Raw genomic sequence first — 23,480 nt, 5'->3', positions numbered from 1 at the left:
AACAATCTTCGACAATTTCATTTGCTTTGATATGCCTGTCAATATGGCCGACTCATCCGAAATCCCGCCCTTTATGGACCCCACACAGTTCATGAAGTTGTTTGAGCAAAACGCCAAAGCCACGACCGACCCGTTAAAGGCCTATCGCGCGGCGTTGGATGCCTGGGGAACGGTATTGGAACCGCTGGCCAAAGCTGGCCGGGACAAGGTCGATACGACCGACCGCCGTTTTGCCGCGCCGCAATGGGAACATCCGGTATTCGACTTGGTCCGGCAAAGCTATCAGGTCATGTCCGAACATATGTTGGCCGCAGCCGACCAATTGGATGGCTTGCCCGAACATGATAAAGCAAAAATGGGCTTTGCCCTGCGCAGCATCATTGAGGCCATGAGCCCGGCAAATTCGCCCTTTACCAATCCGGTTGCATTGGAACGCGCCTTGGAGTCCAAGGGCGCGAGCCTGATGTCCGGTATGCAGCACCTGATGCAGGACATGCAGCGCGGGCAGTTGACCCATACCGATTCAAGCGCGTTTACCCTTGGCGAAAACATCGCGGCAACGCCTGGCAAGGTTGTGCACCAAACGCCTTTGTACCAGCTCATCCAATATGACCCGACAACCGAAAATGTGCTGGAAACGCCGCTCATCATTTTTCCGCCGTGGATCAACCGCTTTTATATTCTCGATCTGACGACGGAAAAAAGCTTCATCAAATACTGCGTGGACCAAGGCATCACGGTTTTTGTCGTATCTTGGAAATCGGCAGACGCTTCGATGAAGGACGTCATCTGGGACGATTATATCGCGGCGCAGATCGACGCGATTGATACCGTGCGCAGCGCCCTTGATGTGCCAGATGTCCATACGATTGGCTATTGCGTAGCAGGCACGACCTTGGCGGCAACGCTTGCGATCCTCGCGGCAACCGACGCCGCCGACAAGGTGCGCAGCGCGACATTTTTCACCGCGCAGGTAGATTTCAGCACAGGTGGCGAACTGCTGCATTTTATTGACGATCAACAGATTGCGATGATGGAGGCGCTAAGTGCACCGCAGGGTTATTTGGATGGCCGTTTCCTTGCGCTGACCTTCAACATGCTGCGCGGCAAGGATTTGATATGGTCCACCGTCGTCAAAAATTATCTGCTGGGTGAAGACTATCCTGCGTTCGATTTGCTGCATTGGAATGGTGACGTCACCAACCTGCCGGCCAAGTGGCACCGCAACTATCTCGTCGACCTCTATCGCGATAACCGGCTCGTGAAGCCAAATGATTTGTCAGCACTCGGCACCCCAATTGACCTGCGCCGTGTGAAAACGCCGACATATATCCAGGCCGGCCGCGAGGATCATATTGCGCCAGCCCAGAGCGTCTGGAAACTGCAGGACCATTTCACTGGCCCAACCAAATTCGTGTTGGCGGGCAGCGGCCATATTGCGGGTGTGGTTAATCCGCCTGCGCAAATAAAATACCAATATTGGACCAATGAGGCCGCGCCGACCTCGCTTGAGGCATTCATTGAAGGTGCCACGGAGACCAAGGGAAGCTGGTGGCCCGATTGGCTCGTCTGGCTAACAGACAAGGGCGACGCACGCGTTCCGGCAACCGGGCCACGCCAACCCGGCCAAGGCGCTCTGAAGGCGCTTGAATCGGCTCCGGGCAGCTATGTGAAGGCGCGATGAGATTCAATTGACGTTTACGTAAACGTCGACTAGTTCAGATTTAGCTTTTTAGGAGAATCGTGATGCAACTCGAATTCAGCCCCGCAGAAATCGCCTTTCAGAAGGAAGTGCGTAGTTTCATCGCCGAAAATTACCCCGAGAATCTCCGTTCGGTGCAGGACGAAGGGCATGATCTTTCGAAGGAAGATTTCCTGTCATGGCATCGCATTCTCGCCAAAAAGGGCTGGATCGCGCCGGCTTGGCCCGTCGAATATGGCGGCACTGGTTGGACCGCGACCGAGCGTTTCATCTGGTCCGAGGAACTCGCTGCAGCAGACTGCGTTGGCACAATGCCCTTCGGCCTGTCGATGGTCGGCCCAGTCATCTACACATTTGGCACGCCTGAGCAGAAAGCCAAGTTCCTCCCCGGTATTTTGTCGGGCGATGATTGGTGGTGTCAGGGATATTCCGAACCCGGCGCTGGTTCCGACCTTGCATCTTTGCGGACAAAGGCCGTGCGTGACGGCGACGATTATGTCGTGAATGGCCAGAAAACTTGGACCACAATGGCGCAACATGCCGACTGGGGCTTCTTCCTTGTCCGCACCGATTCCGATGCCAAGGCACAAGAAGGCATCAGCTTTTTGTTAATTGACATGAAGTCTCCCGGCGTCACCGTCCGTCCAATCATCACCCTGGGCGGCGAGCATGAAGTCAACGAAGTCTGGTTGGAAGAAGTGCGCGTACCCGTTGCAAACCGCGTTTATGAAGAAAATAAAGGCTGGACCTGTGCCAAGTTCCTATTGGCGCACGAACGCACCGGCATTGCTGCCGTTGCCCGTTCAAAGCGCGGCGTTGAAAAGATCAAGGCGATAGCCCGCACTGAACAAGACGGCGACCGCCCGTTGATTGCCAATCCATTCTTCAAGCGCAAGATTTCGGAACTTGAAATTGACCTCACTGCGCTTGAATTCACCGAATTGCGCAGCCTTGCCGGCGAAGCATCCGGCAAGGGTCCCGGCCCTGAGTCGAGCTTGTTGAAAATCAAGGGTTCGGAAATCCAGCAACGCATTACCGAACTCGCTCTCGAAGCGGTCGGCCATTATGGCGCGCCATATTTCCGTGGCTTTGGCGAAGGCGACAATGAACACCCGATCGGTCCAGATTATGCACACCGCGCTGCACCGACCTATTTCAACACCCGCAAGACGACGATTTACGGTGGATCGAATGAGATTCAGCGCAACATCATCGCCAAGATGGTGTTGGGGATTTAATCCCGCTTGGAAACAAAAACTGTGTCACCCCCGACCCGCTCGGGGGTCCATGGTCTGAGCCTTTGTCCAAACATGATGGTCAGGCCATGGATTCCCGCTTTCGCGGGAATGACGAAAAAATTGAGAGAGGCCTATAATGGATTTCAGCTACACCGAAACGCAGGACATGATCCGCGAAACCCTGAGCCGTTTTTTGGCGGACACGTATGATTTCGATAGCCGTAGCAAGATGATTGCCAGCAGCTCGGGGCGTGACCCCGGCATCTGGAAAGCTTTGGCGCAAGACCTCGGCATGCTGGGCGCCTCGTTCAGCGAAGACCAGGGCGGCCTGGGTGGTGGTCATCTCGAAAACGCTTTGATCATGGAAGAGCTTGGCAAGGTCATCGCGATCGAGCCTTATCTCCAGACCGTCGTTCTAGGCGGCGGCGCGTTGAAGGCAGTCGGCGGCGCAGTTGCGGATGCCGTCATCCCAGAAATTATCAATGGCAATGTCATCATCGCCTTTGCATATGCTGAACCACAGGGCCGCTACAACCTCGCCAATATCCGCACGACCGCAAAGAAGGACGGCGCGGGCTATGTGCTGAACGGCCACAAAAGCGTCGTATACGCCGCGCCATGGGCAACGCATTTGCTCGTCACCGCGCGCACGGGCGGCGCGACCAGCGATGTCAACGGCGTGTCCTTGTTCCTGATTGACGCCAACGCAAAGGGCATTGTGCGCCGCGATTACCCGACGGTTGACGGGTTCCAAGCATCCGAAATCTATTTCGAGAACGCGGCAATCCCTGCGGACGCGTTATTGGGTGACGAAGGTGCCGGCCTTCCGCTTATTGAACGCATCGTTGATGAAGCAACCGTTGCAGTTTGCGCAGAATCCTGCGGTGTGACGGCCAAGCTGCATCAGGGCACGTTGGAATATGCGCGTCAGCGTAACCAGTTTGGCCAACCGATCTCGCGCTTCCAAGTGCTTCAGCATCGCATGGTCGACATGTTCATGGAGGTTGAGCAATCAAAGTCCATGACCACGATGGCGACGCTAAAGCTCGATCTGCCAGCCGCGGAACGTATGGCGGCAGTATCGGCATGCAAGGCGAAGGTGTCGCGTTCCGCAAAGTTTGTCGGGCAGAACGCCATTCAAACGCATGGCGGTATTGGCATCACGCAAGAACTGGCGATTGGCCATTTCTTTAAGCGGGCAACGATGATCGAAAACCAATTTGGTTCCGCCGATCACCATTATGATCGCTTTGAACGGCTGACACTGGCGGATTAAGCCGCCCGAAGATAGTTATTGTGCACTGCACCATTTTTTGTTGACATAGTTTGCATTTGCTTTATTGTGCAGTGCAACACAACAGAAATGGTGCTTACACATGACGAGTAAAACAGAAACTAATGTCCCGGTGAAGGCTGCAAAAGTTGCAGCGCCAAAGGATGTGGCTGTGAAAACTGCTCAGAGCACCGTTGCGAAGACAAAGGTTGAAACACCTGTGGCTTCGTCGGCTCCCCATGCCGTGTCTGTTGAAACAACACCCTTTGCTCAAGGAGTATCCAACATGACTGACACTGTTAAAGCCACCGCAGAAAAAACCGCTGAAAAGGCGACTGAGTTTTTCGCTGACATCCGTGAAAAGGCAACCGAGGCCGCTGAAAAGGGCAAAAAGTTTGCAGCTGAAGCCGTTGAGTTCAACAAGGCAAATGTTGAAGCCGTCGTTGAAGCTGGCAAGATTGTTGCCAAGGGCGCGCAGGAAATCGGCAAGACCAACATGGAATTCGCCAAGAAGAATTTCGAAGAAGTCCAGGTTGCTGTGAAGGAACTGACTTCGGTCAAGTCCCCAACGGATTTCGTCAAGCTTCAGGGTGAACTGGCCCGTAAGGGTTTCGACACTGCCGTTGCACAAGGTTCGAAGAACACTGAAGCGATGGTCAAGCTGGTCAGCGAAATGTTTCAGCCAATCTCGAACCGCATCGCGGCGACGACTGAACTCTTCAAGAAAGCTGCATAAGCTTTCGAACGATATTGCACCGGTGGGTCATGCACCTGCCACTTTCTCTCTCCTCCTTTTGGTGGCAGGACGACGCGATCAACCGGTGCAATTCCACAAAGGAGCCGTCCTTTCCGTTAAGGAAAGGGCGGTTTCTTTTTGGTGCAAGAGAATAGATGACGAACGGGGCTTGCAGAGTCCCCCTCCTCTACCCTATTTTAGGCGCATGCAGATTTTCATGGCGCAAGATGATGACGATAAAAATGGCGGCAGACCCGGGGTCGGCCTCGCCACGCGCACGCGCCCGAAAACCCAAAAGCCAAGCCTGTATAAGGTGCTACTGCTGAACGACGATTACACGCCGATGGAATTTGTCGTGCATGTCCTCAAGGCGTTTTTTCAAATGGATACGGATCAGGCTACGCGGGTTATGATTCATGTTCATCAAAAAGGCGTCGGCGTTTGTGGCATTTTCACCTATGAAGTGGCCGAAACCAAGGTCACGCAAGTCATGGACTTCGCGCAGAAGAATCAGCATCCGCTGCAATGCACGCTTGAGAAAGATTGAGTAAGGCAGCCCTGATCGTGGGCGCAGGTGACGCCACAGGCGGCGCCGTCGCCAAGGCCTTTGCGCGTGAAGGTTATGTGGCCTGCGTCAATCGCCGCCCGCGCCATGCGGATCAGTTGGAGGCGCTCGTGCAATCGATTCGCGCTGAGGGAAATGAAGCCCGCGCTTACCCTGCGGACGCCCGTATCGAAGACGAAGTCGTGGCGATAGTCGATGCGATTGAGCGCGACGTCGGGCCAATAGAGGTCGCAGTTTTTAACATCGGCGCGAACGTCAATTTTTCCATACTCGATATGACCGCGCAAGTGTACCGCAAGGTATGGGAAATGGCGGCATTCGCTGGCTTCCTTATGGGGCGTGAGGCCGCGCGCCGAATGGTCGCGCGCCAATCGGGTACCATCATCTTCACAGGCGCAACGGCAAGTATGCGCGGCGGCAAAGGCTTCTCCGCCTTTGCCAGTGCAAAGGGCGCGTTGCGGATGCTGGCGCAGTCTATGGCGCGCGAGCTGGGGCCGCAAAACATTCATGTCGCGCACGTCATCATCGACGGCGGCATCGATACGGCCTTCATCCGCGGTATCCGCCCGGATTTCGAGGCGGCAAAGGCAGCAGATGGCATATTGTCGCCCGACGCAATTGCGCTGCAATATGTTGCCTTGCACAAGCAACACCGAAGCGCGTGGACGCATGAAATGGATTTGCGCCCCTGGACGGAGCATTTTTAGATGGCCAAAATTTTCGAATTTCTCTTCGATTTTGGCGGACCGAATAGCTATTTGGCGCACAAAATGTTGCCGGACCTGTGTGCCCGAACTGGCGCGGAAGTTGTGTATGTACCGATCCTGCTCGGTGGCCTGTTCAAGCTGACAAACAACCAAGCGCCAATGATGCGCTATGCCGAAACGCCCGCTAAACAGAAATACGAAATGCTCGAATTTGACCGCTTCGTAAAAGCGCACGCGATACCGTTTAAGATGAACCCACGTTTTCCCCTCAACACACTTCACGTGATGCGCGGCGCAATTGCGGCCCAGCGCCTTGCTTGCCTCGCGTCTTATGCCGACGCGGTCATGGCGGCGATGTGGCATGACGGGGCGGACATAAGCGATCCGGATGTTGTGCGCGATGTCTTGGACAAGGCGAGCCTCGACAGCGCTGCTTTGCTTGCATTGGCCGATGATCCACAGGTGAAGGCAGAGTTGATAGCCAATACCGAAGCCGCCGCAAAACGGGGCGCATTTGGCGTACCGACCTTCTTTGTGGGTGAAGAGATGTTCTGGGGAAAGGAACGGCTTGGGCAGGTTGAGGCGGCGCTCACCAAATCCTAAGTTGCGCCGCATCCAATTCCCGCTAAATACGCTGCGATGGATAAGATAATCGTACGTGGCGGCAACGCACTCAAAGGCAAAATTCCGATTTCAGGTGCGAAGAACAGCGCATTGACGCTGATCCCCTGCGCGCTGTTGACGGATGAACCGCTGACGTTGCGTAATTTACCCCGCTTGGCCGACATTGACGGGTTTCAGCATTTGATGAACCAGTTCGGCATTTCGACAACGGTTGCAGGGTCGCGCCCCGAAGATTTCGGCCGCGTTATGACCTTGGAAGCTACGCGGATTACCAGCAACGTCGCGCCTTATGACCTTGTGCGTAAAATGCGCGCCTCCATCCTGGTACTTGGCCCAATGCTGGCACGCGCTGGTGAAGCGACCGTTTCGCTGCCCGGCGGATGCGCGATCGGCAACCGGCCGATTGACCTTCACCTAAAGGCGCTGGAGGCCTTTGGCGTCGAGATCGAGGTCGCTGCGGGCTATGTCAAAGCCATTGCCAAAAAGGGCATTCCGGGCGGCACATATACCTTCCCCGTCGTTTCCGTCGGTGCGACCGAAAACGCCCTGATGGCGGCCAGTCTGGCCAAAGGCACGTGCGTATTGCACAATGCCGCGCGGGAGCCGGAAATTGTTGATCTGTGTAATATGCTCGTGGCCATGGGCGCTCAGATCGAAGGCATCGGCACATCCGATCTCATCATTCAGGGTAAGGACCGCTTGCATGGCGCGACTTACCGCGTGATGAGCGACCGAATCGAGGCAGGTAGCTACGCCTGTGCCGCCGCTATCACTGGCGGTGATGTCGAGCTTGTAGGCGCAAAGGCCAGCGAGATGGACGCGACGCTTGATGCATTGCGTCAGGCGGGCGTGAAGGTCGAAGATACCGGAACCGGTATTCGCGTAGCTTCAGACGGCAAGCTTAAGCCGCTTACCATTTCCACCGCGCCTTATCCCGGCTTTGCCACCGATATGCAGGCGCAGTTCATGGCAATGCTCTGCATGGCAGATGGCGCTAGCGTGCTTACCGAGACCATATTTGAAAACCGCTATATGCATGTGCCCGAACTCAATCGGATGGGCGCGCATATCGAGACGAAGGGCCGCACGGCAATTGTCCATGGCGTCAAAAAACTTACTGGCGCGCCTGTCATGGCAACCGACCTGCGCGCGTCGATGAGCCTTGTGATCGCTGGATTGGTCGCAGAGGGCGAGACGCATGTCAGCCGACTCTATCACCTTGACCGTGGCTATGAACGGCTGGAGGAGAAGCTTCAGTTGGTCGGCGCGGACGTCGAACGCGTCGGAACCGAATGAGATATAATCGGCATATATTGGCGCATGTAACGCCGGAACAGTTGCCAACTGTCGATTTGTGCGACATCTTAAAGCCCAGTGAAATCTGAACTTTTCTCGAAGGCACATAAAGCCAGCAACCATCCGGTTTTGGATTCGATTCGTTTTAGCCCGATTGCAACAGTCGTCAGCGATCCCACTCGAACCGACAATCCCCTGATTGCTGTTAACGCTGCGTTCTGCGCACTTACGGGATATACTGAGTCAGAAGTGATTGGGCGAAACTGCCGGTTTTTGCGTGGTCCTGACACGGAAAATGGTCAGACCGAGAAATTGCGCTCGGCGGTCTATGAACAACGCCCTGCTTTGGCTGAGCTTATCAACTATCGCAAAGACGGGTCACCCTTTCGCAACGCGGTAATTATTGCGCCATTATTTGATGAAGACGGAAAGCTGGAGCTTTTCGTCGGATCGCAAATTGAGGTTCTGCCGGAAGAAGAAAGCATTGGCCTCGTGCGGCAGCAGAAAGCGGCACAAATTGTCGATCGCCTTTCACCACGCCAGCGCGAAATATTGCAGCAAATGGCGCGTGGTTTCCGCACAAAGGAAATAGCCTACCGTCTTTCACTCAGTGAAAAAACGGTTCAAATGCACCGCATGTTGATGTTTAAGAAGCTTGCAACTTCAAACGCCGCAGACGCGGTGAGAATTGCTGTCGAAGCAGGTCTTTGAACTGACCTTATTGGTCCAAACTACCAGCCATATTTGCGCTAACAACGCAGGCCCTAAGACGCAGTCTGTTTCAACCCGTCACATCACGCATGTGGCGGTTCTTTATGCCCGCGCCATAAGCCAGAGGCGGATGGCGCTTGCAAGACCACAGGGCGTTCGCGATTCAAGCCGCGCGACATCAATCCGCGCGACCAAAGCATTGACCGGCAGGCCATCGGCCTCCGCAACCGTCCGAAGCCGGTCCCAAAATAAGGGCTCAAGACTGATTGACGTCTGATGCCCGGCTACGGTCATGCTGCGTTTGACAGGTGGGTGATACAACTCGCTCAAGCTCAAATGGCCATCAATACATGTGCTGGCCACCATTGATCGACAAGGTCGATCCGGTGATAAACCCTGCATTGTCGCTGGTGAGAAATTCAACGCCACGCGCAATTTCTTCGGGTTGACCGAGGCGGCCAACGGGAATTTGCGCGACAATCTTCTCCATCACATTTTCAGGAATGGTCGACAGCATTTCCGTGCCAATATATCCCGGCGCGATGGCATTCGCGGTCACGCCATGTCGTGCGCCCTCCGCCGCAAGGGATTTTGTAAAGCCATGAATGCCCGATTTGGCCGCGGCATAGTTCACCTGGCCGATTTGCCCTCCTTGGCCGTTGACGGAGCCGATGTTGACGATGCGTCCCCATTTGCGCTCACGCATGCCCGCAAACACTGCCTTGGCCATGTTGAAGCAGCCAGTCAGGTCAACGCGGATAACCTCATCCCATTGTTCAAACGTCATTTTAACCATTGTCGCGTCCCGCGTAATGCCCGCATTGTTGACCATGATGTCAATCTGGCCATATTCGGCCTCAATAGCGGCGCAGGCATCAATGCAACTTTTATGGTCGCCTACGTCCCATTTTCGAACGGCGATACCATTACGCTCTGCAAAGGCGTGGGCTGCGGCATCATTGCCGCCGTAATTGGCTATGACCAAGCGGCCTTTTTCTTTCAACTTTAGGCTAATCGCCTCCCCAATGCCTCTGGTCCCCCCTGTAACCACTGCCACTCTTGTCATGTGCCGCTCTCCTCGTTCAATATTCTTGACGATGATTACCGCTCATGTCCGCAAGCGCAAGTTGCCGTTAACGTTAGTCAAAAGAATTCATAAGCCGCTGGATCAGATGTTAGGATCAGGACCACTTAAATCCAGCCAGCCAGTTCACGACGGATGATGCGTTCTACCATGTCCATGCCGACATCACTGTCGTTCAGGCATGGCAGATAAGCGTAATGCGTGCCGCCTGCTTCTTCGAACTGCTCATGGCCCTGCATGGCTAATTCTTCGAGCGTTTCGAGGCAATCGACGGAAAAACCGGGCGCGAAAATTGCGACCTTTTTGGTGCCTTCGCGCGCCAACCGCATCAGCGTGTCGTCGGTTGCGGGTTCAAGCCATTTTGCACGACCGAAACGTGACTGGAAACTGACGACCAATGCGCGCCCCATAGCCTCAGACAGCAAACGCGCCGTTTTCTGGCAATGGCAATGATAGGGGTCCCCCAATTGCAACGTGCGTTCGGGCATTCCGTGGAAGCTGATGACGATAGCGTCGGGTTCGAAATCAAGCCCGGCGAGCGAAGCCTCAATCGACGTTTTCAGTGCAATGATATAGGCCGCATCATCATGATAGGCCGGCAACGTCCGTATCGCCGGGTGCCAGCGCATAGCGGTCAGCGCGGCATAGGCCTCATCCAAAACAGTCCCCGTCGTTGCGCCGGAATATTGCGGATACATCGGCGCGATCAAGATGCGGTTGCAACCGGCTGCCTTCATGGCGGCAAGCTGATCAGAAACCGACGGGTTGCCATAGCGCATAGCGTAGCGGACATCGGCACTATCGCCCATGCGCGCCTGAAGCGCGTCAGCCTGTCCGGCGGTAAAAAACGCCAGAGGCGAACCCTTGTCAGTCCACACCTTTGCATAAGCCTTGGCAGATTTCTGGGGACGCGTATTCAAAATGATGCCGCGCAAGATCGGCTGCCAGATGATCGGCGGAATTTCGACGACGCGGCGGTCGGATAGAAACTGCTTAAGGTAGCGTTTCACAGCAGACGTCGTCGGCGCGTCCGGCGTCCCCAAATTTACAAGCAACACCCCTATTTTTGGCGTTGCCACAGGGGGGTGATCAATCGGTAATGTCATCATAGTCCTCTGGACAATAAGGGTAATTCACGCAGCCTGATACCGGCTGCGGAGAAAAGGGCATTGGCAATCGCGGGTGCCACGGCGGGAACGCCCAATTCGGAAACGCCGCCCGGCGCTTCATCATTGCGCGCAAGTTCCACCGTAATTTCGGGCACATCAGACAATTTGGGCAGGTCGATATCGCGCAACCGCCGCGCGGTGGGAAGCCCACTTTCAAAGTTCGTAGCAGATCCCAAGGCTTGCGCCAATCCAAACAGTATGCCGCCTTCAATCTGCTGGCGCGCAAGGTCTGGGTTAATCAAGCGGCCACAATCGGCCATCGCGTGAATGCGGTCAACACGCACGCCGGTCTCACTATTGCGCGCAGTCACAATGACGGCAATATGGCTGCCGCGCATGCTATGACAAGCGATGCCACGCCCGCTGCCCGACACGCCGCCATCCCAGCCAGCCATGGTTGCCACACCTGTTAAGCATCGCGCCAAGCGCGTCTGACCAACCAGCATCTGCATACGGAACGACAATGGTTCAACCCCTGCCTTATGCGCCAGTTCATCGATAAATCCTTCAACGAAGAAGCAGTTATAGCTGTTGGCAAGGCCGCGCCATGGGCCGGTCGGCATGGGCATGGACACTGGGAAATGGTCGATACTGATATTTGGTATGGCATAAGGAATTTGCGCGCCTTCCAGCGCAAGCACATCATATTGGCCGGATGCCGATTTACGCGCCTTGTCGGCCTTCTGTCCATCGATCCGGTAGGCCAACTCACGCATACTGGACGCTGCGGCGACACGAACCGCAAGGCCCGTCACCGCGCCATCCGCATTCATGGCCGCCGAAAGCCTGCCCAAAGCGGGGCTACGGACGTGATCGCGGACGAAATCTTCTGGCCGGGACCACGTCAATTGGACGGGTCTGCCAACTGTCTTGGCAATCACCGCCACTTGCGCGGATATGCTGTTGTCGAAATTGCGGTCAAAGCTGCCACCGGCCATCACGGGATAGTGAACAACATCATCCGCACTAATCCCAATGGCCTGCGCAGCAGCCAGTCGCGCGGCAGATGGCGCTTGGGTCGCGAGCCATAATTGCAAGCGCTGATCGTGAAAATATGCGGTTGCCGAGCGTGTCTCAATCGGTGCGTGCACGGCAGCGCCGACGGTATATTCCGCTTTGAATATGCGCGCGCCCGCCTCCGGTGCCATGGCGGCATCAACATCCCCCAATTTGGTCGCGCGAAAACCGGGACCTTCGGCAATTGCGTTGGACAAAGACTGCGCAATTTCGGTGCTGTCTGCCATCTGGCCCTTGGTGCGGAACACGGGTGCCATGGCATCAAGGGCATTGTTTGCCGCCCACCAATTGCTTGCGACCGCCGCGACCCAGCTATCGGTCTTCACCACCTGAACGACGCCACGCATGTTCAGCGCAGCCTTCTCATCCACAGACAACAGGCTGGTGTTACCGGCTGGACCGGCGCGAACCGACGCAAACAACATATCGGGCAAACGGACATCGCCTGCAAAACTCACACTGCCGTCAACCTTAGCCGAAAGGTCAAGGCGCGGTGCATCGCGTCCGGAAAGGCGGTTGCGCGCCGACGGGTTGAGTGGAATGGGCGACGGCGCATCAAGCGCCGATGCCTCAACCACCAATTCTGCAAAGGGCAAGCGCCGTTTGCCGGCAATGACAAAGCCACGTTCGGTCCGGCATTGCTCCCATGCAATGCCCCAGCGGGCTGCTGCTGCCTGACACAATATAGTCCGCGCCGCAGCGCCAGCTTCGCGGCACGGTCTTTCGAACTGCCGGATCGAGGACGACCCGCCAGTCACCACGAAGGTGTCGCGACGGGCGATTTCGTTTATGCTGCTGGCAACGGGACCAACATCCACATCGAGCGCGATATTTTCTGGCAAGAATGCAGTCGCCCACGCGCGCGCCAAAAGCGTATTGGCAAAGATCGGGCTAGCCGAAACCGGCTGCACCGCGACCGAGCGCCAGTCCGCCCCCAATTCACCAGCCACGATCTGCGCCAGCGCGGTGTATACCCCTTGGCCAGACTCGCTCTGCGGGATAGCGATAATGACTTTGCCATCCTCCGCAATTTTGAGCCATGGGCCGAAAAGATGCTCACCATCCGCCGCACGCATGTTTGGCGCATAGCGACGCGGCCACAGGCCCCATGCCACCAAAAGTCCCACGCCTGCGCCGCCGCCAACCAGCAGTTTCCGGCGGCTTAATCCGTCCTTTGCTGCTGGCGCTTCATTCATGCAGCGGTCTCTTTCGGCGAATCGATCCAAGTGGCGACCTGCCGCGCTATCGCAGCATAAGCGTTGCTGATCGGGCCTTCACCTAATGCAGGCGGCGTGCCAGCGTCGCTTTCGACGCGAATTTTGATGTCGAGTGGTATCCGCCCCAAGAACGGAATGCCCAATTCCTTCGCCGCCGCCTCTGCGCCACCCGAACCGAAAGGATCGCTCATCTCTCCGCAATGTGGACACAGATATCCGGCCATGTTTTCAACAAGTCCAATGATGGGCACTTTTGCGGTGTCGAAAAAGCTGATGGCGCGCATCGCGTCAATCAGGGCAAGGTCCTGCGGCGTGGAGATAATCACAGCACCGATGGGCTTGTGCTTTTGGACCATCGACAATTGAATGTCGCCTGTGCCGGGCGGCATATCGACGACGATGTCGCGGACATTGCCCCATTTGGCATCGACAAGTTGCGACAGCGCATTACCCGCCATTGGCCCGCGCCACGCAATGGCCTGGCCCGGATTAACCAATTGCCCCATCGACAGAAACGGCACGCCGCCTGCGCCCATGACAGGGATCATCATCTTGCCTTCCGCTTCGGGCTTCACCCCCTCCACACCCATCAACCTCGGCTGCGACGGGCCATAGATATCTGCGTCCACCAGACCAACCGAACGGCCAGCGCGCGCCATGGCAATGGCAAGGTTTGTCGACAGCGTAGATTTGCCCACCCCGCCTTTGCCGCTCGCAACCGCAATTAGGCGCGGCGTGATGCGTTCGGCGGTTAGCATGATACGCACCGATTGCGCGCCGGCCTGCGTGGCTGCCGTGCGGACATCGGCTTCGATCTCCACACGCTGCTCTGCATTTAGGCCGGACACGTCAAGCATCAGCGAAGTGGCTTTATCTGCGACCTTCAAACCGCTTGCGCGGCTTCCTACGACAGCAAAAATGGCATCGGAAATTATAGCAAAATCGGACATGACTTGCGGAATAGATTCAGAATTGCGGGATTGACACTGTTTTTCTGAAAAACCGTTCTTATAAAGGTTTTATGAGCACCAAATTTGACAAGCAGGGACCCGTAATTTTGGCAGCAGATGGCAAAGGACCGTGGGATTCGCCCGATACCGGGGAAACAAGCGGCACAAGCAACCCAACCGGACGTGGAGGCGGATCGAAGCCCGATCCCGTTAACCCGTGGGACCCAACACCCGAACCCGCCGGACGCACCCGTTCGCGCGGCCCATCGCTTGAGGATCTGCTGCGCAGAAAAGGCGGCGGATTTGGTGGCTTGCCGCAACGCCCCGATGGCAAAAGCTGGTTCCCGCTTATCATTGGCGCCTTGGTGGCGCTGTGGCTGGTGTGGACAAGTATTCATCGCATTGGCCCCGAACAAGAAGGCGTCGTGACGCAATTAGGTAAATATTCGCGTACATTGCCACCTGGAATCCAGTTCACTTTACCTGCGCCACTGCAAAGCGTGACGAAAATTGACACCCAACAGATTCAGACAACATCTGTAGGCTCGCCAAAGGCAAGCAGCGAGAATCTGGTTCTGACGAAGGACCAAAGCATCATCGACATGGCTTATGACGTCCGCTGGTCAATTAAAGAGCCGGAGCTGTACCTGTTCCAACTCGACAGCCCGCAGGAAACAGTCAAAGAAGTCGCCGAAAGCGCGATGCGCGCTGCGGTTGCCAATTATGATCTGACGCAGGCCATAGGCCCGGGCCGAGGTGCAATCGAGATTGAGGTGCGTCGCCGGATGCAGCAGGTGCTCGATGAATATCGGGCTGGTGTGCTGATCCAGAGTATCTCGATTCGCCAATCGGACCCACCAGCGGAGGTTAATGACGCCTTCCGTGAAGTGAACGCGGCGCAACAACGGCGCGAAAGCTATCTGAACGATGCCCGCGCTTATGCCAGCCGCGTGACCGAGCTTGCATTGGGTGAAACCGCCGAATTTGACAAAATTTATGTGCAATATCGTGAAGCGCCCGAAGTGACCAAAAGGCGGCTTTATTATGAAACGATGGAGCAAGTACTTGGGAAGGTCGACAAGACGATTGTCGAAACGGGCGGTGTCACGCCTTACCTTCCCATTCCCGAATTTCAGAAAAGAACGGCTCCAAAGGCCGAGCCCGTGACCGTGACAGGGACCAAGCAATGACCAGCAGCCTTCTTCGCAATCCGATTTATCTCGCGATTGGCGCGATCGGTGCGCTCATATTGATGAGCATGTCGGTGAACGTCGTACCCGAAACGCAACAGGCCATTATCAGCAGCTATGGTAAGGTCGACCGGATCGTAAACCCCTATAAACCCGGCGAAAAATTCGGCGAAACACGTGCTGGGCTTACCTTCCGCATACCCCTTGTCGAACAAATCCAGATGATCGACAAGCGCGTCTTGAGCGTTCAGATGGAGCAACAAGAAGTGCTCTCGACGGACCAATTGCGCCTTCAGGTTGATGCCTTTGCCCGTTTCCGTATCACCAAGCCCGCCGTGATGTACCGCACAATCCGCACCGAAGATCGCCTGCGTGACCAATTGCGGACGATTTTGGGTTCATCGCTGCGCAACGAACTTGGTAAGCGGACCTTTGTCGCCTTGCTGAGCGCGGAACGCGGCGAAGTCATGGAGAATATCCAAACAGCGCTTAATCGCGAAGCCAAAAAATATGGCGCAGAAGTCATTGACGTGCGCATCAAGCGTGCCGACTTGCCGGCTGCAACGTTGCAATCGGCGTATAACCGCATGCGCAGCGCCCGAAATCAGGAGGCGATCGCCATCGACGCCGAAGGCCAAAAGGAAGCACAAATTATCCGTGCTGACGCTGAGGCCGAGGCCGCCCGCATCTACGCCATAAGCTATGGCAAGGATCCGGCATTCTACGATTTCTACCGTGCGATGCAAAGCTATCGTCAGACGTTCCAGAATGGTGAAGGCGCAACCAATATCATCCTGTCGCCGCAAAACGCCTATCTGGAAAAATTCCGTAAAGGCATTTAATCGACGGATATATGATGTTGGTCGGTTGGATGGCGTCCATTCAATCGGCGTTCAGCTTTGCCACGCCAACGATGAACAGATTTTTAGGGCGCTTGCCCAGTTGAATAGACGAGAGGAATGTTATCCGTGCGTTACGCTTATGCAGTTACCACCGCGCTTTTGATGGCTGGCGGCACAGTTGCTTTAGTCAATGGCAACCCCGTCACCGCGCAAACCGGACTGGCGGTTTCCGAACAGATCAACCTCGCCCCCGGCGGCGCGCCATCGAGCTTTGCGGATCTTGCCGCGCAATTGCAGCCAGCGGTCGTCAACATCGCGACACGTCAAAAGGTGCAGGTTGCCACCAGCCTGAACCCGCTGACGGGCGAACGCCGCCCCGTCACGCAGGAACAAGCCAGTGGCGGTTCAGGCTTTCTTATTTCAAGCGACGGTTACATCGTGACGAACAATCATGTTGTGGCCGGTGGCCCGGCTGGCGAAGCCGTTGACCGTGTGACGGTGACGCTTTTCGACGGCAAAGAGTATCAAGCCGAAATCGTTGGCCGCGATCCATCATCGGATATTGCTTTGCTCAAGATCCGCGCTTCCGACCTGCCCTTTGTCAAAATGGCAGATTCCAAGAAAAGCCGCGTGGGTGACTGGGTCATCGCAATCGGCAACCCGCTTGGCCTTGGCAACACGGTGACTGCGGGAATCATCTCCGCGCTTCAGCGTAACATCGGCGCTGGCGGCGCCTATGACCGCTTCATTCAGACCGACACCGCAATTAACCCCGGCAATTCCGGTGGCCCTTTGTTTAACCTGAAGGGTGAAGTTGTTGGCATCAATAACCGCCTGATTTCGCCCGTCGGCGCGAATATTGGTGTCGGATTTGCAATTCCAGCCGATGAAGCCATCCCCGTTGTTGAGTCCTTGAAAAAAGGCGTTCGTCCAGAGCGTGGCTATCTTGGTATAAGCATCCAGCCGGTTAGCGAAGAAGTTGCCGATGCTCTTGGTCTTGAAAAGAACCGTGGCGAGTTTGTTGCACGTATTGTTGCGGGTGAGGCCGCAGACAAGGCTGGCCTGAAAGAAGGCGACATTGTGCTGCGCGTTAATGACCGTGAAGTGACGCCTGAAGCGACATTGTCCTACATCGTCGCCAACATCAAACCCGGCACGCGTATTCCGCTCGACATCTTGCGCGAAGGCAAGCCTATGAAGCTGACCGCTACGGTAGGCGCGCGTCCACCGGAAGAGAAGCTGGCGCAGGCGAACTTCAACCCAGAAGAAAATAAAGACTTCGATAAGCAAACCGATACGCCCGACGCCAAAGTCATTCGTGACGCGCTCGGCCTTAGCGTCATCCCGCTCGACGCCGAAATCGGACGTGCGCTTGGCATGACAGCCGACGTAAAGGGCGTTGTCATCGACGTTCCGGGCGCTGGCACTGGTGTGCAGGTTGGTTTGCGGCGCGGTGACGTGATCGTGTCCGCAAATTACCGGGCCTTGAGCACAGCGGCCGGACTCGCCGCTGCCGTTAAGGATGCAAAGGCAGCCGGTCGCAGCGCGATCCTGCTGGGCGTCAAACGGCGTGGAGCAGCCACGCAATATGTGGCGGTCCGTTTGGAAGACTAAAGACTGTTGTCGGGCGCGCCAGGCTGGTGCTAGTTAAGCTATGGACTTAATCAGCACCGACTGGCGCGCCGACGCCGAACATATCCTTCCCGACCTTATCGACCTACGCCGCGATATTCATCGCGAGCCTGAGCTTGGCCTGCAAAATCCCAAGACATTGGCAAAAATAAAGGCCGCGCTTGCTGGCCTTCCGCTGGAGCTGCGTGAGGGGCCATCGACCACGGGCCTCATTGCGACCCTCAAAGGCCCTGCAAATGGCCGCACGGTGTTGCTGCGCGGCGATATGGATGCACTGCCGCTGCATGAGGATACCGGCCTTGCATATAGCTCGCTGACCGAAGGCGCGATGCATGCGTGCGGGCATGACACCCATGTCGCGATGCTGGTGGGTGCAGCCAAAATGCTATGTGCCAAACGCGATCAACTGTCGGGTACGGTGCAGTTCATGTTCCAACCGGGCGAAGAAGGCCATCATGGCGCACGCTTCATGCTGGATGACGGCCTGATTGACCCCCTACCCGATGCCGCCTTTGCCTTGCACATCATGCCCAACGCGCCGCGCGGGGTGTTTAGTGGGCGAAGTGGTCCGTTACTGGCATCGTCCGATGTGCTGACCATCACCGTCAAGGGCGCTGGCGGTCACGCCTCCATGCCGCATGACGCCATCGACCCCATCCCCGTCGCTTGCGAAATCGTTTCGGCTATCCAGACAATGGTGACGCGCAAGATTTCGGTATTCAATCCTGCCGTTGTCACCATCGCCAAAATATCGGCGGGCACCACCGACAATATCATTCCCGAAACCGCAGTTTTGCTAGGCACCATCCGCACATTGTCGGCACAATCTCGCGCACGCGTGGCCGAGGAATTGCACCGCCTTGCCCCCGGCATCGCCGCCGCCCATGGTTGCAGCGCGCAGGTGCATATTGAACAGGGCTTCCCCGTCACCGTCTGCGACGACCGCGCCGTTCAGTTTGGCAAGGCGGTGGTCGAGGATATGTTCGGCCCCGAAAGCTGGATCACGCTCGACACGCCCATCATGGGTGCAGAGGATTTTGCCTATGTCCTCGAAAAAGTCCCCGGCGCGATGTTCTTCTTAGGCGCGTCACACGAAGGCGACGACTGGCGCACCTGCTGCGGCCTGCACTCCAACCGCATGGTCCTCGACGACAGCGTCATGGCCAAAGGCGCCGCCCTCCACGCCGCCATCGCGGAGCGGTACCTGGCCGACGGGTTTGCCTAGGTTTTTGCTTAGGGTCAGGACCTATTAAATCCACCTTCGCGGCGTCAAAATGGCAAAGATATCGAAGTAAAATGGCCGCCGCAGGCAGTTATTCTGCCTGCAAGGGCATTTTCCTTTGAGATCGAAGCCATTTTGACGTCCTTCGGATTTGACCCATTTTGTCCATTGCCACGTTGGCAAGCTTGGACTTAGAACCACTAAGTCCTACGCTTTGCCGCCTTGCACTGAACAAAATGGCCTCAAACCGCGAAGGTGGATTTAATAGGTCCTGACCCTAGAAAGTCGGCGTTGTCGCCTGACAATAAGATGGGGCATTTAAATAGTTTTTTATCACGCGAAGCCGCAAAGGCGCAAAGAAGAAGTCGTTACGGTCGACCTGTAATCTTGAACACAGCGGAAGCCGGTGCGTTTTTTCTTTTTTACTTCCTTTGCGCCTTTGCGGCTTTGCGTGATAAAAATTATGAATCTGCGCTTCGGTTTTTTGTCCGCACGAAGGGAATAGCAAGGACAGAAATACAAAGAAGGAGCTAAGCATCGGCTGGCCGGTAATTGTTAACAACGCGTTTTGCGCCTTCTTTGAAGGTTGCACCGCCGAAGTTCATGAGCAGCCCAAGAGGCAAGTCTAACAATTTGAGATAAGTCAAAACTTGGCGACCGTGAACCGCAAGCAATCGCTCAGTAGATTTCAACTCGATCAGCAGCCTATCCTCGACAAGCAAATCCGCCTTGAAACCTTCATCAAAATATCGACCGTTGAAATGAATTGCGATTGGCTTCTGCCGTTGCACCGAAAGACCACGCTCTGCCAGCGAGTCTGCTAAGATCACTTCATAAACGCTCTCAAGAAGTCCAGGGCCCAAGCTACTGTGGATTTGAAAGCCACAATCCACTGCAATGCGCGCCAAGTCCTCAAGATCACGCATTCTTATGTCCCTTCTTTGCGCCTTTGCGTCTTTGCGTGCTAAAATGACTTACCCGCCGCTTTCTCCACGCCGCGCATCACGCGCAGGACATTGCCTTGGGCAATTTTGGCGAGGTCCGTCTTCGCATAGCCACGGCGGACGAGTTCGGCGAATAAGGCGGGATAGGTTGAGACATTTTCTAGGCCAACCGGCAGTTCGTCCACGCCGCCAAAGTCACCGCCAATGCCGATATGGTCGATGCCTGCCACCTTGCGGATATGGTCGATATGGTCGGCCACTTGCGCCAGCGTAGCCTTGGGCTGCGGGTTGGCGGCAATCCATGCGTCAACAGCCGCCTTTTCGTCGGCGGGATTGCCGGAAAATTCGGTCTTGGCCCTCCCTGCAACGGCGGAACGTTCATATTCCCACTGACGCCGGGCCGCCGAGGTGAAGCCCGGCACGAAGGTGACCATCACCACGCCGCCATTTTGCGGCAGACGCTTCAGGATCGAATCGGGCACGTTGCGCGGGTGCGGTGTGATTGCGCGGGCGTTGCTGTGCGTGAACAAGACCGGCGCAGTGCTCTTATCCAACACATCGTGCATCGTTGCCTCTGACACATGGCTGATGTCGGCAATCATCCCCAGACGGTTCATTTCCGCGAGCACTTCAAAGCCAAAGGGCGACAATCCGTCATGCTTTGGCGCGTCCGTTGCGCTGTCCGCCCAATCGGTGGTCAGGCTGTGTGTGAGGGTCATGTAACGCGCGCCAAGCGCATAGGTCTGCCGCAGGATTTCCAGAGAACTGCCAATGGAATGCCCACCCTCCATACCAATAAGCGAGGCGATTTTGCCCTTTTTCATCGCCGCCTCAACCTCTGCAGCCGTTGCGGCATACGTGAATGTTTCGGGATATCGCGCCATCATTTGCCGGACGACATCGATCTGCTGAATATTGCGGGTCACCGCCTCATGCTTGGGCAAAGCGGCATCAACATAGACCGACCAATATTGCCCGCCCAAATATCCTGCGCGCGCATTTTTTATGTCGGTATGGGTTTTGGCGAGCACGTCCGCCGGCAATGCAGTCAGGTCGAATTTCGAAAAATCACGCGCAAACAGTTCGGCAATCTGGTGCGGTGTGTCATTATGGCCGTCGATGATGGGCGATTTGGCGAGCACTTCGCGCGCGGTTTCCTCTGGCGTTGCGGCGGCGGCAGGGACCGCCATTGCCGCCAGCAGCGCCAGGACAGACACATGCAAGAATTTACGGACGTGAAAAGCTGCGACTTGATTTCGAACGATCATAATAGCCTCCAAATAACAAGATGAGACACTGCCTGAAGTTTCTATCGGCAGGAAAGTGTTTTGTGCCTATGGCATCAAAATCGTGTCGACCGCTTCGTCTGCCATTTTGGGATAATCGAGCGTAAAGTGCAGCCCCCGGCTTTCATGCCGTGCCAGCGCAGACCGGATAATCAAGGCGGCAACCTCGACCAAGTTGCGCAGTTCAATCAGGTCCGGCGTGACGCGGAAATGGCTGTAATAATCCTCAACCTCACTGCGCAGCAAATCAATGCGATGCTGCGCGCGCTCCAACCTTTTTGTCGTACGGACGATGCCCACAAAGTTCCACATGAACTGCCGGATTTCGCGCCAGCATTGTGCAATCACGACCTCTTCGTCGCTGTCGGTAACGCGGCTTTCATCCCATTGCCGAATTTTTGGCGGGGGCGGCAGGCTGTCCCAATTGGCGTCGATATGGCGGGCGCAAGCATCACCGAAGACGAAGCATTCAAGTAAGGAGTTAGATGCCAGACGGTTTGCACCATGCAGGCCGCTTTGCGTCACTTCGCCTGCGGCATACAGACCCGGCGCGTCGGTTCGGCCATCCATATCCACAATCACACCGCCGCAGGTATAATGCTGCGCTGGCACCACCGGGATCGGCTCCCGCGTGATGTCGATGCCAAGGCCAAGCAACTTTTCATAAATGTTCGGGAAATGCGTTTTTACAAATTCGGGTGGCTTGTGGCTGATGTCCAGATGGACATAATCCAGACCGTCGCGCTTGATTTCGGCGTCATTGGCGCGGGCAACAATGTCACGTGGCGCTAGCTCTGCGCGATCATCATAATCGGGCATGTAACGATGCCCCGTTTTCGGATTTTTCAGGATTCCGCCCTCGCCGCGCACCGCCTCTGTTATCAGGAAATTCTTGACCTCAAGATTGTAAAGGCAGGTCGGGTGGAATTGCATGAACTCCATATTCGACACGCGGCATCCGGCGCGCCACGCCATGGCAATGCCGTCACCAGTCGCACCGCGCGGAGCCGTGGAGTATAGATAAGTCCGGCCAGCGCCGCCGCTCGCGAGAATGGTCGCGCGCGCAGTAAAGGTCTCGACCTGGCCCGTTTTGCGGTTGAGCGCATAAACGCCGTGGATACGGCCTGAGGTTGAAAAGCGTTCCTGATGCCGGCCCAAGATCAGGTCAACGGCGACCATGTCCGGAACCAAACTGATATTCGGATGCGCTCTGGCCGCCGCTTCCAACGCTTGCTGGACCGCCCAACCGGTGGCGTCGTCAACATGGACGATACGCCGGTGGCTATGTCCGCCTTCGCGGGTCAAGTGCCAGTCATTGCCCTCCAGATTGAACGGCACGCCCAGCTGTGCCAGTCGTTCAATCGCGAGCGGCGCATTCTCCACGACAAATTCAACCGTGGCGCGGTTATTCAGCCCCGCGCCTGCAACCATCGTATCCTCGATATGGTTCGCAAAATTGTCGCCGGGTTCAAGCACGGCGGCAATCCCACCCTGCGCCCAAGCAGTTGCGCCATCGGAAATGGAACCCTTGGCCAGCACCGCAACCTTGCGCGTTGCCGCCAGTTGCAACGCCGCCGTCAACCCCGCCGCGCCCGACCCAATGATCAGTACATCCGCTTCCATCAACTCCCCTCCCGCGTGCGGGAGGGGTTGGGGGAGGGTATCGCCGCCAAGCGCTCGCATATCATTACCAAGATCCCCTCCAAATTAAGCATTACTTGCTCATTCGTAAAACGTAGCACTTCAAAGCCTTTTGACCGAATAAATTTGTCGCGTTGGCCATCATATCCTTGCCGTGCGTCATGTGACCATCCGTCCACTTCAACAACCAACTTTTTCTCACGACAAACAAAATCGACGAAATAGCTGCCGACTTGAAATTGTTTGGTAAATCGGTGCCCGTTTAACTGACCAGCCCGTAATTGAGACCATAATTTGCGTTCAGCCGGTGGAGATGCCCGGCGTAGTTCCCGCGATCGTTCGGTGTTTCTGGTTCTGAAAATTGGATTGTCCAACTACCTGTCCTCCTGAACCGCTCTGGCCCTCCCCTAACCCCTCCCGCAGGCGGGAGGGGA

Annotated in this window: 22 protein-coding genes; 13 read left to right on the top strand and 9 right to left on the bottom strand. The window is 56.1% G+C overall.

Annotation, left to right across the window (positions count from 1 at the left end; translation table 11 throughout):
- Window positions 1-43: 43 nt before the first annotated feature.
- The 9 genes from HEQ34_RS09635 to HEQ34_RS09595 all read left to right on the top strand — a co-directional run bounded on the left by HEQ34_RS09635 (window position 44) and on the right by HEQ34_RS09595 (window position 8,852).
- Window positions 44-1,684 (top strand): alpha/beta fold hydrolase, encoded by a 1,641-nt coding sequence (locus tag HEQ34_RS09635; RefSeq protein WP_296199985.1) that lies wholly within the window; start codon window positions 44-46, stop codon window positions 1,682-1,684.
- Window positions 1,685-1,746: 62 nt separating this feature from the next.
- Complete coding sequence (locus HEQ34_RS09630) at window positions 1,747-2,940, top strand: acyl-CoA dehydrogenase family protein (protein WP_296199984.1); 1,194 nt, start codon at window positions 1,747-1,749, stop codon at window positions 2,938-2,940.
- A 136-nt stretch (window positions 2,941-3,076) separates the two neighbouring features.
- On the top strand, window positions 3,077-4,216 hold the full coding sequence (locus tag HEQ34_RS09625; RefSeq protein ID WP_296199983.1) for an acyl-CoA dehydrogenase: 1,140 nt from the start codon (window positions 3,077-3,079) through the stop codon (window positions 4,214-4,216).
- Between the two features lie 283 nt (window positions 4,217-4,499).
- Complete coding sequence (locus HEQ34_RS09620; protein WP_296199982.1) at window positions 4,500-4,949, top strand: phasin family protein; 450 nt, start codon at window positions 4,500-4,502, stop codon at window positions 4,947-4,949.
- A 205-nt stretch (window positions 4,950-5,154) separates the two neighbouring features.
- Window positions 5,155-5,496, top strand: a complete 342-nt coding sequence (clpS, locus tag HEQ34_RS09615) for an ATP-dependent Clp protease adapter ClpS (RefSeq protein ID WP_296200004.1) — start codon at window positions 5,155-5,157, stop codon at window positions 5,494-5,496.
- Complete coding sequence (locus HEQ34_RS09610; RefSeq protein ID WP_296199981.1) at window positions 5,493-6,221, top strand: SDR family oxidoreductase; 729 nt, start codon at window positions 5,493-5,495, stop codon at window positions 6,219-6,221. The genes clpS and HEQ34_RS09610 overlap by 4 nt, the downstream gene beginning before the upstream one ends.
- Window positions 6,222-6,824: a 2-hydroxychromene-2-carboxylate isomerase gene (locus HEQ34_RS09605; protein WP_296199980.1), complete on the top strand. Its 603-nt coding sequence runs from the start codon at window positions 6,222-6,224 to the stop codon at window positions 6,822-6,824.
- 36 nt (window positions 6,825-6,860) lie between these two features.
- Entirely contained in the window at window positions 6,861-8,141 is a 1,281-nt protein-coding gene (gene murA / locus HEQ34_RS09600) for a UDP-N-acetylglucosamine 1-carboxyvinyltransferase (RefSeq protein ID WP_296199979.1), read from the top strand.
- A gap of 78 nt (window positions 8,142-8,219) precedes the next feature.
- Window positions 8,220-8,852 (top strand): LuxR C-terminal-related transcriptional regulator, encoded by a 633-nt coding sequence (locus HEQ34_RS09595; protein WP_296199978.1) that lies wholly within the window; start codon window positions 8,220-8,222, stop codon window positions 8,850-8,852.
- A 102-nt stretch (window positions 8,853-8,954) separates the two neighbouring features.
- Here the strand turns inward: HEQ34_RS09595 and HEQ34_RS09590 are convergent, their stop codons facing one another.
- The 5 genes from HEQ34_RS09590 to HEQ34_RS09570 form a co-directional block, all read right to left on the bottom strand.
- Window positions 8,955-9,182, bottom strand: a complete 228-nt coding sequence (locus HEQ34_RS09590; protein ID WP_296199977.1) for a ribbon-helix-helix domain-containing protein — start codon at window positions 9,180-9,182, stop codon at window positions 8,955-8,957.
- Window positions 9,183-9,195: 13 nt separating this feature from the next.
- The gene (gene phbB / locus HEQ34_RS09585) at window positions 9,196-9,918 is read right to left on the bottom strand and encodes an acetoacetyl-CoA reductase (RefSeq protein WP_296199976.1); all 723 of its coding nucleotides are present in this window, start codon (window positions 9,916-9,918) and stop codon (window positions 9,196-9,198) included.
- Between the two features lie 125 nt (window positions 9,919-10,043).
- Entirely contained in the window at window positions 10,044-11,042 is a 999-nt protein-coding gene (hemH, locus tag HEQ34_RS09580; RefSeq protein ID WP_296200003.1) for a ferrochelatase, read from the bottom strand.
- The gene (locus tag HEQ34_RS09575) at window positions 11,042-13,318 is read right to left on the bottom strand and encodes a molybdopterin cofactor-binding domain-containing protein (protein ID WP_296199975.1); all 2,277 of its coding nucleotides are present in this window, start codon (window positions 13,316-13,318) and stop codon (window positions 11,042-11,044) included. Before HEQ34_RS09575 ends, hemH begins: the two co-directional genes overlap by 1 nt.
- Window positions 13,315-14,289 (bottom strand): Mrp/NBP35 family ATP-binding protein, encoded by a 975-nt coding sequence (locus HEQ34_RS09570; protein WP_296199974.1) that lies wholly within the window; start codon window positions 14,287-14,289, stop codon window positions 13,315-13,317. Before HEQ34_RS09570 ends, HEQ34_RS09575 begins: the two co-directional genes overlap by 4 nt.
- Window positions 14,290-14,360: 71 nt before the next feature.
- Between HEQ34_RS09570 and HEQ34_RS09565 the strand changes: the two genes are divergently transcribed.
- The 4 genes from HEQ34_RS09565 (at window position 14,361) to HEQ34_RS09550 (ending at window position 19,178) form a co-directional block, all read left to right on the top strand.
- Window positions 14,361-15,479 (top strand): protease modulator HflK, encoded by a 1,119-nt coding sequence (locus HEQ34_RS09565; protein WP_296199973.1) that lies wholly within the window; start codon window positions 14,361-14,363, stop codon window positions 15,477-15,479.
- Window positions 15,476-16,321 (top strand): protease modulator HflC, encoded by an 846-nt coding sequence (locus HEQ34_RS09560; RefSeq protein ID WP_296199972.1) that lies wholly within the window; start codon window positions 15,476-15,478, stop codon window positions 16,319-16,321. Before HEQ34_RS09565 ends, HEQ34_RS09560 begins: the two co-directional genes overlap by 4 nt.
- A 117-nt stretch (window positions 16,322-16,438) precedes the next feature.
- Window positions 16,439-17,935, top strand: coding sequence for a trypsin-like peptidase domain-containing protein (locus HEQ34_RS09555; protein ID WP_366934858.1), 1,497 nt, complete (start codon window positions 16,439-16,441; stop codon window positions 17,933-17,935).
- Window positions 17,936-17,975: 40 nt separating this feature from the next.
- Window positions 17,976-19,178, top strand: a complete 1,203-nt coding sequence (locus HEQ34_RS09550) for a M20 family metallopeptidase (protein ID WP_296199970.1) — start codon at window positions 17,976-17,978, stop codon at window positions 19,176-19,178.
- Window positions 19,179-19,705: 527 nt separating this feature from the next.
- On the opposite strand, the gene HEQ34_RS09545 is transcribed toward HEQ34_RS09550, so the two are convergent.
- The 4 genes from HEQ34_RS09545 to HEQ34_RS09530 all read right to left on the bottom strand — a co-directional run bounded on the left by HEQ34_RS09545 (window position 19,706) and on the right by HEQ34_RS09530 (window position 23,420).
- Window positions 19,706-20,101: a GxxExxY protein gene (locus tag HEQ34_RS09545; RefSeq protein ID WP_296199969.1), complete on the bottom strand. Its 396-nt coding sequence runs from the start codon at window positions 20,099-20,101 to the stop codon at window positions 19,706-19,708.
- Between the two features lie 38 nt (window positions 20,102-20,139).
- Window positions 20,140-21,387, bottom strand: a complete 1,248-nt coding sequence (locus HEQ34_RS09540) for a dipeptidase (RefSeq protein ID WP_296199968.1) — start codon at window positions 21,385-21,387, stop codon at window positions 20,140-20,142.
- A gap of 66 nt (window positions 21,388-21,453) precedes the next feature.
- Window positions 21,454-23,028, bottom strand: coding sequence for an L-aspartate oxidase (nadB, locus tag HEQ34_RS09535; RefSeq protein WP_296199967.1), 1,575 nt, complete (start codon window positions 23,026-23,028; stop codon window positions 21,454-21,456).
- Complete coding sequence (locus HEQ34_RS09530; protein WP_296199966.1) at window positions 23,028-23,420, bottom strand: DUF559 domain-containing protein; 393 nt, start codon at window positions 23,418-23,420, stop codon at window positions 23,028-23,030. The genes nadB and HEQ34_RS09530 overlap by 1 nt, the downstream gene beginning before the upstream one ends.
- Window positions 23,421-23,480: the final 60 nt, after the last annotated feature.

This window comes from Sphingorhabdus sp. (genome assembly GCF_023910635.1).
Classification (GTDB): domain Bacteria; phylum Pseudomonadota; class Alphaproteobacteria; order Sphingomonadales; family Sphingomonadaceae; genus Sphingorhabdus_B.
Note: the sequence above shows the minus strand (reverse complement) of the source record. Positions and strands in the feature narration are given on the sequence as shown.